This window comes from Perspicuibacillus lycopersici, assembly GCF_025660475.1.
GTDB classification, from domain to species: domain Bacteria; phylum Bacillota; class Bacilli; order Bacillales; family Caldibacillaceae; genus Perspicuibacillus; species Perspicuibacillus lycopersici.
The window spans coordinates 608,106-622,815 of record NZ_JAOUSF010000002.1; the positions used below are offsets into that span (position 1 = coordinate 608,106).

Below are 14,710 nucleotides of genomic sequence, written 5' to 3' on the forward strand. Positions count from 1 at the left end.
CTAGTATGAGTAGGGAAGTCTTCAATTATTAAGTTAATTTATGGATGTCGATTGAATGGCTTTAAAGGCAAAAAAAATGCATAGCCAATAGACTATGCATTTTTACCCGAACTTATTTCGTTCCGAATAAACGGTCTCCTGCGTCCCCAAGACCTGGAACAATATAGCCTTTTTCATTTAATTTTTCATCAAGTGCTGCAATATAAATATCCACATCTGGATGTGCATTTTTTAAAACTTCTACTCCCTCTGGTGCGGCGATTAAGCACATGAAGGTAATGTTTTTCGCTCCACGATTTTTCAAACTGTTAATTGCTTCAACAGCAGATCCACCTGTTGCGAGCATTGGATCAACTACGAAGAAATCACGTTCTTCAACATCATTCGGCAACTTCACGTAATATTCTACTGGTTTTAAAGTTTTTGGATCACGATATAGGCCAACGTGACCTACCTTTGCTGCTGGAATAAGTTTTAAAATTCCATCGACCATACCGATTCCGGCCCGTAAAATAGGTACGACTCCTAGTTTTTTCCCGGAGAGGACTTTTGATTTCGTTTTGCTTACAGGAGTCTCAATTTCAATTTCATCTAGTGGAAGATCTCGCGTAGCTTCAAACGCCATTAATGTTGCAATTTCATCGACTAATTCACGAAACTCTTTAGTACCAGTATCTTTTTGTCTTATATATGTAAGCTTATGTTGGATTAGAGGATGATCAAATACGTATACTTTTGCCATTACGTTCTCTCCTTTTAAATTTTCTTTTACTACACTGTAAATGGATTGATTAAAACCATTCCTACAGTTTTCCGAATTACACTTCGCTTCATTTTACATAAAAACCGAAGTTTCGGCAATAGTTGACAAACTTTTTTAACAAGTGGTTCTCTGTGTAATCGGGCTGAGGTGAATTGCTTCTGCTTTCCTGCATTCGTTTATTATGACCAAAAGAATAGCCTCCATAACGGAGGCTAGTTAATTTTTACACGTATAGTGGAAATTTATTTGTTAATGCTGTTACGCGTTGGCGTGCTTCTTCGATTGCAGCTTCATTATCAAGATTTTTTAAAGTGTACGCAATAATTTTTCCTACTTCTACCATATCTTTTGTTGTAAAGCCTCTCGTTGTAACTGCTGCAGTTCCTACACGAATACCGCTAGTTACAAATGGGCTTTCCGGATCAAACGGAATGGTGTTTTTGTTAACGGTAATGCCTACTTCATCTAATGCTTTTTCCGCCACTTTTCCAGTTAACCCGCGGGAACGGAGATCAACTAGTAATAGGTGATTATCCGTACCACCAGACACTAGCTGGAAGCCTTCCTCTTTTAACGTTTCGCCAAGTTGTTTTGCATTGTCTATTACATGTTGTATGTATTCCTTAAAGCTATCCTGCATTGCTTCTCCAAATGCTACTGCTTTTGCAGCAATTACGTGCATAAGCGGACCACCTTGGATACCAGGGAAGATTGCTTTATCAATTTTTTTCGCAAATTCCTCTTTACATAAAATCATTCCACCACGAGGACCACGTAATGTTTTATGTGTAGTTGTTGTAACGAAATCTGCATAAGGAACTGGGTTTGGATGTAAACCTGTTGCAACCAATCCTGCAATATGTGCCATATCCACCATGAAATACGCACCGACTTCATCTGCTATTTCACGGAATTTTTTAAAGTCAATTACACGCGGGTATGCACTTGCACCAGCTACGATTAATTTCGGTTTATGTTGCAGTGCCTTTTCACGGACATCTTCATAATTAATGGTTTGGGTCGCTTCATCAACCCCATATTCTACAAAATTGTATTGGATTCCACTGAAGTTTACAGGGCTTCCATGTGTTAAGTGTCCACCATGGGATAGATTCATTCCAAGTACTGTATCCCCTTGTTCTAATATGGTGAAATATACTGCCATATTGGCTTGCGCACCAGAATGTGGTTGAACGTTTGCATGGTCTGCACCAAAAATGGCTTTCGCGCGGTCTCTTGCGATATTTTCTGCAACATCAACATATTCACAACCACCATAATATCGACGACCAGGATATCCTTCCGCATATTTATTGGTCAGAACAGATCCTTGTGCTTCCATTACTGCATTGCTTACAAAGTTTTCGGATGCGATTAGTTCAATATTGTTACGTTGTCTTTTTAACTCATTTTGGATTGCTTGAAAAACTGCTGGGTCTTGATTTGCAATATTTGTCATCCTACCATACCCCTTCCTGGAATCCACTTTTTCTTCGGCATTTTTTGATTGTCATATCAAATCAGCAAACTGCATAGGTTTGCATCTTCCCAAACCACAATCGGTAAAAATACCGTTCTTAAACGTAATTTTACCATGAATCCCTTCCATTTTATCACGGTTTAAAATAAAGAGAAACCGCGAAATAGTTTACGTGCAGGATTGATTTCCTTCAGTTGCAGTGTATACTGCTCGTTCGCCGCCAATTAGTTTTGGTCTCGTTTTCGCAATCGTTACGTGGGCGTGACCAATGTTTTTTTCGCTAACTCGAAGCGGGACGGCTACATGATTTAAATGCATGCCGATAAAGGTGTCACCAATATCGATGCCATAGTCTGCTTTGATGAACTCAACTACAACAGGTTCATTCATATTTTGATAGGCATATGTTGCCATAGAGCCCCCTGCCTTTTGGACAGGAACTACAGACACTTCCTCTAATCGAAGTCGCTCTTGGACGCTCCGTTCTACGACTAAGGCGCGATTTAAATGTTCACAGCATTGAAAAGCAAGATCAATCGATGTTTTATTAGAAAAATTCCTCAATTCATCAAAAATTAGTTTGGCGATATCCATTGTTCCAGCTGTACCGATTCTTTTTCCAGCGATTTCCGATGTGGAGCACCCTAAAACGAACAATTGCTTTGGCTTTGCTTGTATTTGTTTTTCGAATTCTGCTAAAATCTTTTTCCATTGATTGCCCCATTGAACTAGTTCCTTTTCCATACCATTCCCTCCTGCATCAGTGAATAAATTTTCATCATATGTTAATAGTAATTCTTTCCATATATTTTGTTAACTACGCAAAAAATGGGTGTCCTATTCTCGACACCCATCTTTACACATATTATCGGTTATTCGTTATCGTTTATTTAATTTTAAACTGTGTAATCGTCTTTTGTAATTTTTCTGCGTCAACCTTTAATTCTGTCACTAAATCATCAATGGTTTCCATTACAGATAACTGTTCTTGGGAAGATGCTGCGACTTGCTGTGCACCTGCAGATGTTTCCTCTGCTATCGCCGAAACCTCTTGGGATTGATGATAAGTAATTTCGATACTATTCATTTGCTGATCGATAAGGTTCGCGATTCCTTTAACAGCATCTGCCACCTCATAAACATTAGTGGTCATATTTTCCATCATGACATTTGCTGATTCCCCATTTTGTACTTCTTCTTTCACATGATGCACTTGCTCGGAAATTTGTTTTACCACCTGTTGGACCTCAGTTTGGATGTTCGTAATTAATTCACCAATACCATTTACTGCTTTAGCACTTTCATCGGCAAGCTTACGAACCTCGTTTGCAACGACAGCAAAGCCTCTTCCATGTTCACCTGCGCGGGCAGCTTCTATCGATGCATTTAATGCTAATAAATTCGTCTGTGCAGCAATATCCCCTACTACCAATGTTATTTGTTCAATTTCTGCAGCATTTTTTTCGAGACGCTGAACCACTTGTAACGAATGTTCATTTCCTGCAGCTAAATCCTTAATTCCACTAATTAAGGAAGTTACAACTGCTTTACTATTATTTAATGATTGAAGCATTTCACTAGACGCAATTTCACATTGCTTTGCACTTTGTTGAACAGTTTTAGCAAGTGTTACGACATTATCAACCGATTCTGCAGTAGATTGAACTGCTTCTGCCGAGCTCTCTGCCCCACTAGAAATGTCCCCTATCGTTCTGACAATATTTCCTACTTGTTCTGCCGCTTTACTAGATTCATTGGAAATCTGTAATACCTTTTGATTGGTTGCTTGAAAATTTTCGTCAATGACTTTGACCATCTGCCGAATATTTTCTAGCATAAAATTAAAGGCTAGTCCAACTGCCCGAATTTCATCATCCGATTTGGATACAAAAGCATTGCTCGAAATATCTCCTTTTGCTGCCTGCAACACGGCAGCTTCTAGTCGTTTTAATGGCTTTGTAATAAAACCCGCAAGAATGATTGCTAATATACCCGACCAGATAATCCCTGCCGCAAGGGTACCAATCGTAAAATAAAATTGATTAACATTTTCAAAAAACAAGGGCTGTATAAAGTAAATAAAAATAGCACTCGTTGTATAGGTAATAATGGCTAATGCGATGGTCAAAAGGACCAATTTTTTCTTTAAGCTAAATTTATATTTTCTTTTTTCAGCCACCTGTATTCCCCCTAAGTATGATCGGCCGTTAGTTTTATAATTAATTTATCAATTAGCTGCTGTAATTCATTAAATGTTTGACGATAATTTTGTAGTGAACCACCATATGGGTCAAAAACATCACCTTGGTCATTTTCAACAAATTCCTTAATTGTGTAAACCTTTGCATTTGTTTCTGGATATTGCTGGATGATGTAATTTTTGTGGGAATTCGTCATCGTTAAAATAATATTTGCCCAATCTAGCATTTCCTGATTTAGCATACTAGATTGATGAATATGGGTAATTTCATTTTCTTGTAATACTTTTTTCGCATGTGAAGACGCATCCGCTCCATCAGAAGCAAAGATACCAGCAGATTTCACTTCTATTCCTGTGATATTTTTACTTTTTAAAATTGCTTCTGCCATTGGACTTCTGCATGTATTTCCAGTGCAAACAAACACGATTTTTGTCATTATTTGCCTCCAAATCTATTATAAGTGATATATGTAGTAAGATAAAGGATTTGTAGGTAAAAAATCCTATTTTTCACAATTTTTCTGATAAGTAGCTTACTTCTTTGATTATGGGAGCAATAATTTTATACCAAAAAACAATAAAATTGTACCTCCAAGTGCTTCTCCATAATTACCTAATAAACCTTTAATTTTTTTCCCAAACAGTAAGCCTGCCCAAGTCAGACACATCGAAAATAATCCGAATAGGAGAATAGCAGTAACCATTTCCGCGCCGAATATACCTAATGTCAACCCAAGTGAGAAGCTATCAATACTGACACTTAATGCAAACATTAACACACCGATACCAACTGGCTTAAATCGTGTTTGTTCTTCCTCTTGAAAGCTCGAATAAAACATTTGCAAGCCAATAAAAATGAGTAAGAGTCCCCCAGCATAGGTCGCTATCCTTCCGAACTGCTCGGACAATATTTTTCCTGTAATGATTCCTAATAATGGCATCAATATATGAAACAAACCAACCATGATACCGATTTGAAATATTTGTTTTAATCGTAGTGGAACCATGCCCATTCCTAGCCCCACAGAAAAGGCATCCATGCCAACAGCAAATGCCATAATGGATAATGTGAATATTTCATTAACAACTGAAGCCATTCTATCCCCCCTATATCGCCTTTCACGCTTGGACTAGCTTTTTTATACATATGCAGCTAGTGGAGGGATTAGACTTGGCTTTTTTCAGAAGTTATTGTTACATTTTGTTTGTATATACGTTCTAATTTCCGTTCTTTATTTTACACTATAGAGTATATGCTCTTATTCAAGCTTCCACATCCTATAGAAAGCAGCTCTTTTTGTCTTCTCTTGATTGGAATTGATCGCCTAGGTTTTATTTCTGTGAATGATGTTCACTTATTACATGGTGGCCAGCAGCCTTCGTTAACCGATTCATTATCGCAGAACCAATCCCATTTTCCGGGAATGTTTCACTTAAAATAATATCAATTGGTTCTTGATCAAATTTCCTTAAAACATCATAAAGATTGTGGGCAACTGTTGATAATTCCGCTCGTTTTCCACAGCTTATAATACGATCTGCCACATAGAAATCCAGTTGTTCATCTGTAGTTAAAATTCCGACGCTATTCCCTTTGTCACGATATTGCTGTGCGACAGATTGGAGGAATTCCCGACTTCCTTCTACTAATACCATCGGTGCATTTGGTGCATAGTGTGTATATTTCATCCCCGGCGCCTTAGGTTTACTATCTTCAGATACTAAGGCAGGATCTACCCGCACTTCTCCAATTAAAGCTTCCAGCTGCTCTTTCGTCACACCTCCTGGACGTAAAATCGTTGGAATATCGTCCGTACAATCGAGGACAGTAGACTCCACTCCAACACCCGTTTCACCACCATCGACAATTCCGGAAATTTTTCCAGTTAAATCAAGTGCAACGTGTGCAAAATTAGTAGGACTTGGTTTTCCTGATAGATTGGCACTCGGTGCTGCAATCGGCAATCCACTCACCTCGATTATTGCGCGCGCGACCGGATGGCTCGGCATTCGAATCGCAACCGTTGCCGAGTTTGCTGTTGCAACCGTTGATAGTACACCTTGCTTTTGTTTCAATATAATGGTTAGCGGCCCTGGCCAAAAATGCTCCATTAATGTTTGTGCATGTTCTGGTATTTCTGTCACAAAATTATCCACATCACTCGTTTTACTAATGTGAATAATTAACGGATTATCACTCGGTCTACCTTTTGCTTCATATATTTTTTTCACTGCTTCGTCACTTTTTGCATTGCCACCTAATCCGTATACGGTTTCTGTCGGAAAAGCAACGACCTCATTTTGTTGTAGTAATTTTGCTGCCTCGATAATCTGTGGATATTTTTCAAGATTGTCCACATAGTTATCCACTTTCCATATTTTCGTTTCCATTTTAAACTCCTTCTTTTTGCACAAAAAGTATAACGCTATTTTCCCTACAATTATAACCTATTTTAAGATAATTTTTTACCATTTGATTTCCTTTTCGTAGTGGATTATTCAGATTTTATCCACAAACTGTGTATAACTTTACAAAAACTGTGTATAACTTTGTTAATATCTGCAAAATCACACATATTTTATTCCGTTAATTTACAGTTATCCACTAGATTTTCCCAACCCGTTCATTATTCACTTGTTTTTGTAAAAAAATGATTTGTTTTTCTATCTAGTATAATTTCATCCCCTTTGAAAGATTTTTCTTTTTATATGTATAAGATTAATAGATTCTGTTAAGAATGTTTGACAGAAGGGAGAGAAATACTAAATGAAACGAATTCATAGTGCTATCATTGCCTTATTCTTTGTTTTTTTAACAATTGCTAGTTTTTTTAGTTTATATATGCCAAAAAGTTATGCTGCTGGGGAAGATGTGCTTGTCATACCGAATGAAGCAATCCGGTTGCGAATTCTAGCAAATAGTAATTCCGATGCAGATCAAGAGATTAAGAGAGCCGTTCGCGATCGTGTGAATCAGCAAATTACGGAGTGGGTTAGTGACCTAACCTCTTTACAAGAAGCTAGGGAAGTCATTTCTAGTAATTTAAATGAGCTAGAAGCAATTGCCATCAAGGTTTTAGCAGAAGCAGGCGTGAACCAGTCGGTAAAGATTGAATTTAATAATGTAAACTTTCCTACGAAATTATATGGTAACTTTTTATACCCTGCTGGTGAGTACGAGGCAGTTCTTATTACCCTCGGGGAAGGGGTTGGAGATAATTGGTGGTGTGTATTATTCCCACCGCTTTGTTTCTTAGATTTTTCTAGTGGCTCTGCTGTTAGTGAAGGATTTGAAGATAATGACAGTGCTGACTCAAAGAATAATACTTCTGCAAGCGTAAATGATGATGAAAGCAATTCCGATCAGGTGTATGTGGAGGAAAAGGAAGACGATGTAGAGGTGAAATTTTTCTTATTTGAGTTATTTGATAAGATTGTATCGATTTTTACTTAAGCATATAAAAATTAATATTTGATTAACTGATCCGTATGCTCATTACCTCCCCCCCTTTGGTAAAAGTATACGGTTTTTATTACTAACTAAATTCGATTAAATAATACAGAGGCTGGAACAAAACGAAAAAACGCTATTCTCCTTTGATTGAGTAAGATATTTTTATGATGAGAATAAAATCGATTTCCGTTTAAGGGGACTTTTCCCCCTTGCCGGCCTCTTATTTCATCCATTTAGAGATTTTTTGCTTGAAGTATATAATCGACAGCTTCTGTTAATAAGTCCGGAAAATCACTAGGAAAGTCGTGTCCTAAGCCTTCTATTACAATCAATTTGCATGGTATACTGTAGGCTTCAAACATTTTGACTAATTCAACCGTATTTTTATAATACGGGTCTTTATCACCTGTAATGATACAGCCTCTCATTTCTGTTTCCGTATTCGTATGTAAAAGAGCTTCTATTGAAGCGACATCTTGAATGGAAGGTATTACTGCAATAAATCCTTTCATGCTTGGTGTTGGGTTGGTAAAACTTAACTCAATTGTTAATTTACCGCCTTGTGATGCCCCAGCGAGAATATCCTGTTTTGTGTTGCCTTTCTTTTTATATTCGGCAAATGTTGTCGAGATCTCCTCTTTTGAAACTTCTGGATCATCCCAGCAGTAAGAATTGTACCCAAAAATCTGTGATGATTGTGGAAAGCCATAAAAATACTCTTTTAATCTATTATTATCAAACCAATATGGAGCATAATCCCCCACATTCGAGCCTCTCCAATGTAAAGAAAATATCCCGATAGCAGCATTACAATTACCGTAAGTATACAATTGTGCCTGTGAGTTTTGACCACTGCTTTCAAGAATATCCCCACATCTTTTTACAATCGTTTTAAATGATTCGAGATTGTGTAAACTATTTAAATCTTGGTCCCGAGTTAATCGTATTGGGTTCCACCAGACACCTTTTTTTAGTCCTTCCTCTAGGACCGCAACCGCATTCTCTTGTCTTCCGAGAAGAGAATATACACAGGCTTTCCAAAATATCGTACGATCTAATCGTTCTGGAAATTGATCTTCTGCTTTGTTTATCACGGAAAGGACATCATCATAGTTTTTGTTTTTAAACAGCTTAAAAACTTGCTTTTGCAGTGCAACAAATTTTTCTTCGGACATAAGACACACCCCATTGTCTTTTTCATAGTATGTTGGCTTCAAGATTGTTACTATTAGTAAATAGCCCGCAGAAAGAATACACTCCGAGCATCCACTCGGGGCGAGCGTTAACCTTCCCGCGGGAGTTTTCGTGTATTCCGTCTACTCAGTAGTTCATTCCCTATTTTTATTTTAACTAAATGCCAACAATCCAACGAAAACACACTTTTCATAATTATACCATTTCAATCAATTGCCATTCTAAATTTTCTTAATATTTATCCCGAAAAATAAAACCGCAATGTCCGTTGCGATTTTATTGATATGGAGATGAACCTCTTTATTACTTGATGTATGCATAGACCATGCGATCTTTTCCGTTGATATCTTGGACAACTTCTACCTCAGCGAGTGGGAATTGATTCTTTATTAGCTGCTTTACTGCATCCCCTTGGTCATAACCGATTTCAAAGGCAACTAATGCTTCTTCCTTGATCACCTGTTGCAATTGGCCAATGATTTTGCGGTAGCAATCCAAACCATCTAACCCGGCAAATAATGCCGTTTCCGGTTCGTAATCTTTTACAACGGTTGATAGGCTTTCTTTATCTAAAATTGGTATGTATGGTGGATTCGATACGATGCAATCAAATCTTTTATTACCAATAAACGGTGTTAGTAAATCCCCCTGTACAAAATGAATATCTGCCCCTAAACCCTCTGCATTTTTTATCGCCGTTTCTAATGCCTTTGGCGATATATCGGACGCTGTAATATTAAGGCTAGGCGCCTCTAGCTTGAGACTGATTGCAATCGCCCCACTGCCAGTACCTACATCGACAACATCTAGTGGTTTTTTGCGATCAGTAAATCGTTGTTTTATCCGATTTAATGTGCCATAAACTAGCTCTTCCGTCTCCGGGCGTGGAATCAACACACTTGGATTCACTAAAAATTTCCGACCATAAAATTCTTCATAGCCGATCAAGTATTGAATCGGAACACCTTCTGCATGTTGGAAAATTAGCTTTTCAAACTGCAAATATTCTTCTATTGTTAGCTCTTTCCGTAAATTCGCCAAAACCTGTGCTCTTTCCATTTTTAATACGAAACGCATTGCAATTTCCGCAACATTTTCTTCTCGACCACTTTCGTTTAAAAAAGAAGAAGCCCACTTTAGAGCTTCAAATACGATTAATTTATTATTCTTCATCCTGTAATTTCGAGGCTTGTTCTTCCATAATCAACGCCTCAATAATTTCGTTCAGTTTACCTTCTAAAATTTGGTCGAGTTTCTGGATAGTTAAACCTATTCGATGGTCTGTCACACGGTTTTGCGGGAAATTATAAGTACGAATACGTTCCGAACGATCTCCTGTTCCAACAGCAGATTTTCTTGTTGCATCATATTCTGCTTGTGCTTCCTGCTGGAACTTATCATATACGCGGGCACGTAATACCTTCATTGCTTTTTCTTTATTTTTAATTTGTGATTTTTCGTCCTGACAGGATACAACGATTCCTGTTGGTAAATGGGTTAAACGAACAGCAGACATTGTTGTATTTACACTTTGTCCTCCTGGACCACTTGAAGCAAATGTATCCACGCGAATATCTTTATCATGAATTTCAATTTCTACCTCTTCTGCCTCTGGTAAACAAGCGACCGTTGCAGTGGATGTATGGATCCGTCCACCTGATTCTGTTTCAGGAACCCGTTGTACACGATGGGCACCATTTTCAAATTTCAGCTTCGAATACGCACCTTTACCGTTAATCATGAAAATGATTTCCTTATATCCACCTAATCCTGTAGGACTAGCTTCAATAACATCAATTTTCCAGCCTTGTGATTCTGCATAGCGGCTATACATCCGATAAAGATCTCCTGCGAATAATGCAGCCTCGTCTCCACCTGCAGCACCACGAACCTCCATAATAACGTTTTTGTCATCATTCGGGTCTTTTGGAACTAGAAGAATTTTTAAGCGCTCTTCTAATTGCTCGATCCGTTCTTCCAGTCCAGATAATTCTTCTTTTACCATTTCCCGCATTTCTGGATCAAGCTTTTCTTCTAACATTGATTTTGCTTCATTTAATTCTTCTTTTACCGTTTTATATTCACGATAGGTTTGGACGGTTTCTGCAATATCGGATGATTCCTTCGAGTATTCACGTAATTTTTTCGCATCACTTACAACGTCCGGATCGCTTAGTAATTCATTTAATTTCTCGTAACGATCCTCTACAGCCTGTAATCGATCAAACATGGGTGTTCACCTCATCTATCAAAACTTTTTCCTTCTCTATTTAGCATTTCGTTAAATTAATATATTTGATTCATCCTCTTATTATAGAGGAAATCAGTAGTAATCGTCAAAATACCGTATATCCATTGTGTATGTGCTATAACTTATTAAAAAGAGACTAGCAGACAATACCGTTGTCGTTATTCTACCGTACTGTTTACTACCTTCTCCTTATTTGTATGTTCATTTTTGCTCGGTGTGTCTGGAACCTCATGATGATGACGGCAACGTGGCTCATAGCTTTCGCTTGCCCCTACTAAAATAACTGGATCGAAATAAGATGCTGGTCGATCATTGATCAATCGTTGCGTTCTACTTGCTGGTGAACCGCAAACCGCACAAACAGCCTGTAATTTTGAAATTTGTTCTGCGATACTTAGCAACGCTGGAATTGGACCAAATGGTTCCCCACGGAAATCTTGATCCAAGCCTGCTAAAATGACACGATAACCACTATTAGCTAGATCTTGAACAATATCAACTAATGATTCATTGAAAAATTGTGCTTCATCAATTGCAATCACATCAATATCCTTTGAAATATGTGTATATATTTCTTCCGCATGGCTAATTGGTATTGCAATTACTGCTTCGCCGTTATGAGAAACTACTTCCTCTTTACTGTAGCGATCATCAATTTTCGGTTTAAAAACTGCAACCTTCTGTTTTGCAAAGTGACAACGGCGAACTCTTCGAATTAATTCTTCTGATTTACCTGAGAACATACTCCCACAAATCACTTCTACCCATCCAGATTGTTTCATTACGTACATGAAATAAAGCGCTCCTCCCGTTAAGACCAATACAAAAGATATCTTCCAACCAATCTTTTACAGCCTGTTTCGTTCTATAGTATTTAGGAATAAATGGTATTCTCTATTATTTGTTACTTCTCTATATTAATCCATCTCTACTTGAGATTATAGCGATTTTTTCTATTTGATAAAAATGCCAATTGTACTGTATTTCCATATTTTTTCTTCATTTCCTTTGTGATACCAATAAATCAGAAGTAAGAGAAAAAATTTGGTCCGTCTGTTTTCTAAAGAATTGTTGCTATTTCAAAAAAAGAAATATTGTATGAATTGCTGAGCAGACGGAATACACGAACGCTTATCGAAAAGCGAAGGCGACTGCACGGCGACGTACAAACAGGAGCCAATTCTCAGGCGATAAAGGAAACACGGGGAGTTTACAAACCGATGTTGACTTATCGTACGGAGGGTTGGTGAAGTTTGCTAGTCGCTAGGAGCCGCAGCTAGCCTCAACGCTCACCCGAATGGACGCGCGTAGTGTAATCAGTCTGCGGGCTACATCATAATAGCGACGATACAAAAATACTCTAGGAAAAATCCATAAAAAAACAGGCAAGCCATTGGTTCTTCTTGCCTGTTTTATATTTGGATCGAAAGTTTTACTCCACTTGTTGGAGTATGCTAGATTATTTAATACCGTATTTTTTGTTGAAGCGTTCAACACGACCATCAGCACTAGCGAATTTTTGACGTCCAGTGTAGAATGGGTGACATTCAGAACATACTTCGACACGTACTTCATTTTTCACTGAACCAGTTTCAAATTCGTTACCGCAAGCACATTTAACCATTACTTTTTTGTAATTTGGATGGATTCCTGCTTTCATCCTTTTCAACTCCTTTGGCCCTGAATCATTCTGAAACAGAGTTAATCTATTAACAAATATATTTACATTTGAAAAAACACTGTTTTTATTATAACAAGGGATTTCTTGAAATGCAATATTTGAATTCGCTTTGTTAAAATTTAACATCAATACGAAAAAACAAAGAATAAGCGGCACAATCCACGCATTTTACAACGTACGTTTATTAATACCGTTCGTCTTTAATTCCGTCGCAAGCGAAGCCATGAAATCTTCGTTTCCTTTCGATTGCTGTAATTTTCTCATAAATTTCTCAGCAAAATCAGGTGAATCTGACATTGATTTACGGATTGCCCAAAGTATTTCCAAGTGATTTTTCGGTAATAGTAACTCTTCTTTCCGTGTACCAGAACGGCGAATATCAATTGCTGGGAATATTCTTCTTTCCGCAAGTGCACGATCTAAATGCAGTTCCATATTACCAGTACCTTTAAATTCTTCATAAATAACGTCGTCCATTCGGGAGCCTGTATCGATTAATGCTGTAGCTAAAATGGTTAAGCTACCGCCCTCTTCAATATTTCTAGCTGCCCCGAAGAAGCGTTTCGGACGATGGAATGCTGCAGGATCAATACCTCCAGATAACGTTCTACCACTTGGTGGAATTACTAGGTTATAGGCACGTGCTAATCTTGTGATACTATCCATTAATACGATAACATCCCGTTTATGCTCTACTAAACGCATTGCGCGGTCTAAAACCAATTCCGCAACCTTAATATGATTTTCTGGAACTTCATCAAAGGTTGAACTAACTACTTCTGCATTTACAGAGCGTTCAATATCTGTTACTTCCTCTGGACGTTCATCAATCAAAAGTACGATTAGCTCTGCATCCGGATGATTTGTTGTAATACTATTTGCAATTTGTTTTAATAGCATTGTTTTACCGGCTTTTGGAGGCGCAACAATTAATCCCCGTTGTCCAAATCCAACAGGTGTCACTAAATCCATAATTCTAGTGGAAAGGACATTAGGCTTTGTTTCTAAAATGATTTGTCGATCCGGATAAAGCGGTGTTAATGCAGGAAAGTGAACGCGTTCTTTTGCTGTTTCTGGATTTTCTCCGTTTACTGCTTCTACATGTAGTAGGCCGAAATAACGTTCATTTTCTTTTGGGGGACGTACTTTTCCAGATACTTTATCCCCGTTTCTTAAATCAAATCGACGGATTTGCGATGCTGATATATAAATATCTTCTGAGCTCGCAGAGTAGTTAATTGGACGTAAAAATCCAAATCCCTCAGATTGGATGATGTCTAATACACCTTCCATAAAGAAATAACCTTCTTGCTCTGCTCGTGCTTTTAATATTGAGAATATTAATTCTTTTTTCGTCAGTTTACTGTAATAGGATACCTGAAATTTCCTGGCAAGCTCGTACAGTTCTTTTAATTTCATATTCTCCAATTGTGAAATGTTTAATGTTTCTTCCAAAATGTACACCACACTTTTTAAAATAGTAAAACAATGATTTCGATAAAAACAATCATTAAAGGATAAATAACCATATTTAATTTTTATTTCATTAAGGATTGTTCTTTTATGAAGGAAATTACAGAAGGGATTTCAATAAGCTGTGGGGGCAGCTTTAATTTTTTATATAATTCTATTCTTTTTCTCTCTCTTGAAATGTAAAGAGGTAACGTCGTGTCCATTAATATAGTAC

Annotated in this window: 14 protein-coding genes; 1 reads left to right on the plus strand and 13 read right to left on the minus strand. The window is 37.5% G+C overall.

Annotated elements, in window-relative coordinates; genetic code table 11:
* Window positions 1-112: 112 nt before the first annotated feature.
* From upp to OEV98_RS07050, 7 genes are all read right to left on the minus strand, one after another.
* Window positions 113-742: a uracil phosphoribosyltransferase gene (gene upp / locus OEV98_RS07020; protein ID WP_263072515.1), complete on the minus strand. Its 630-nt coding sequence runs from the start codon at window positions 740-742 to the stop codon at window positions 113-115.
* A 244-nt stretch (window positions 743-986) separates the two neighbouring features.
* Window positions 987-2,222, minus strand: a complete 1,236-nt coding sequence (gene glyA / locus OEV98_RS07025; protein WP_263072516.1) for a serine hydroxymethyltransferase — start codon at window positions 2,220-2,222, stop codon at window positions 987-989.
* A gap of 189 nt (window positions 2,223-2,411) precedes the next feature.
* Entirely contained in the window at window positions 2,412-2,987 is a 576-nt protein-coding gene (locus tag OEV98_RS07030; RefSeq protein WP_263072517.1) for a TIGR01440 family protein, read from the minus strand.
* Window positions 2,988-3,129: 142 nt separating this feature from the next.
* Window positions 3,130-4,422 carry a methyl-accepting chemotaxis protein gene (locus tag OEV98_RS07035; protein ID WP_263072518.1) on the minus strand — a complete coding sequence of 431 codons (1,293 nt, stop codon included), beginning with the start codon at window positions 4,420-4,422 and terminating at the stop codon, window positions 3,130-3,132.
* Window positions 4,423-4,433: 11 nt separating this feature from the next.
* Entirely contained in the window at window positions 4,434-4,880 is a 447-nt protein-coding gene (locus tag OEV98_RS07040; protein ID WP_263072520.1) for a low molecular weight protein arginine phosphatase, read from the minus strand.
* A gap of 108 nt (window positions 4,881-4,988) precedes the next feature.
* Complete coding sequence (locus OEV98_RS07045; protein WP_263072521.1) at window positions 4,989-5,540, minus strand: manganese efflux pump MntP; 552 nt, start codon at window positions 5,538-5,540, stop codon at window positions 4,989-4,991.
* Window positions 5,541-5,775: 235 nt separating this feature from the next.
* Window positions 5,776-6,834 carry an L-threonylcarbamoyladenylate synthase gene (locus OEV98_RS07050; protein WP_263072522.1) on the minus strand — a complete coding sequence of 353 codons (1,059 nt, stop codon included), beginning with the start codon at window positions 6,832-6,834 and terminating at the stop codon, window positions 5,776-5,778.
* A 376-nt stretch (window positions 6,835-7,210) separates the two neighbouring features.
* On the opposite strand from OEV98_RS07050, the gene spoIIR reads away from it, so the two are divergent.
* Window positions 7,211-7,897, plus strand: a complete 687-nt coding sequence (gene spoIIR / locus OEV98_RS07055) for a stage II sporulation protein R (protein ID WP_263072523.1) — start codon at window positions 7,211-7,213, stop codon at window positions 7,895-7,897.
* A gap of 233 nt (window positions 7,898-8,130) precedes the next feature.
* Here the strand turns inward: spoIIR and OEV98_RS07060 are convergent, their stop codons facing one another.
* The 6 genes from OEV98_RS07060 to rho all read right to left on the minus strand — a co-directional run bounded on the left by OEV98_RS07060 (window position 8,131) and on the right by rho (window position 14,478).
* The gene (locus OEV98_RS07060; RefSeq protein WP_263072524.1) at window positions 8,131-9,072 is read right to left on the minus strand and encodes a DUF3089 domain-containing protein; all 942 of its coding nucleotides are present in this window, start codon (window positions 9,070-9,072) and stop codon (window positions 8,131-8,133) included.
* A 322-nt stretch (window positions 9,073-9,394) separates the two neighbouring features.
* Window positions 9,395-10,264 carry a peptide chain release factor N(5)-glutamine methyltransferase gene (prmC, locus tag OEV98_RS07065; RefSeq protein WP_263072525.1) on the minus strand — a complete coding sequence of 290 codons (870 nt, stop codon included), beginning with the start codon at window positions 10,262-10,264 and terminating at the stop codon, window positions 9,395-9,397.
* Window positions 10,254-11,321, minus strand: a complete 1,068-nt coding sequence (gene prfA, locus OEV98_RS07070; protein WP_263072526.1) for a peptide chain release factor 1 — start codon at window positions 11,319-11,321, stop codon at window positions 10,254-10,256. Before prfA ends, prmC begins: the two co-directional genes overlap by 11 nt.
* A 179-nt stretch (window positions 11,322-11,500) precedes the next feature.
* Window positions 11,501-12,133, minus strand: coding sequence for a thymidine kinase (locus OEV98_RS07075; protein WP_263072527.1), 633 nt, complete (start codon window positions 12,131-12,133; stop codon window positions 11,501-11,503).
* A 668-nt stretch (window positions 12,134-12,801) separates the two neighbouring features.
* Window positions 12,802-13,002: a 50S ribosomal protein L31 gene (gene rpmE, locus OEV98_RS07080; RefSeq protein WP_263072528.1), complete on the minus strand. Its 201-nt coding sequence runs from the start codon at window positions 13,000-13,002 to the stop codon at window positions 12,802-12,804.
* Window positions 13,003-13,191: 189 nt separating this feature from the next.
* Complete coding sequence (rho, locus tag OEV98_RS07085) at window positions 13,192-14,478, minus strand: transcription termination factor Rho (protein ID WP_263072529.1); 1,287 nt, start codon at window positions 14,476-14,478, stop codon at window positions 13,192-13,194.
* Window positions 14,479-14,710: the final 232 nt, after the last annotated feature.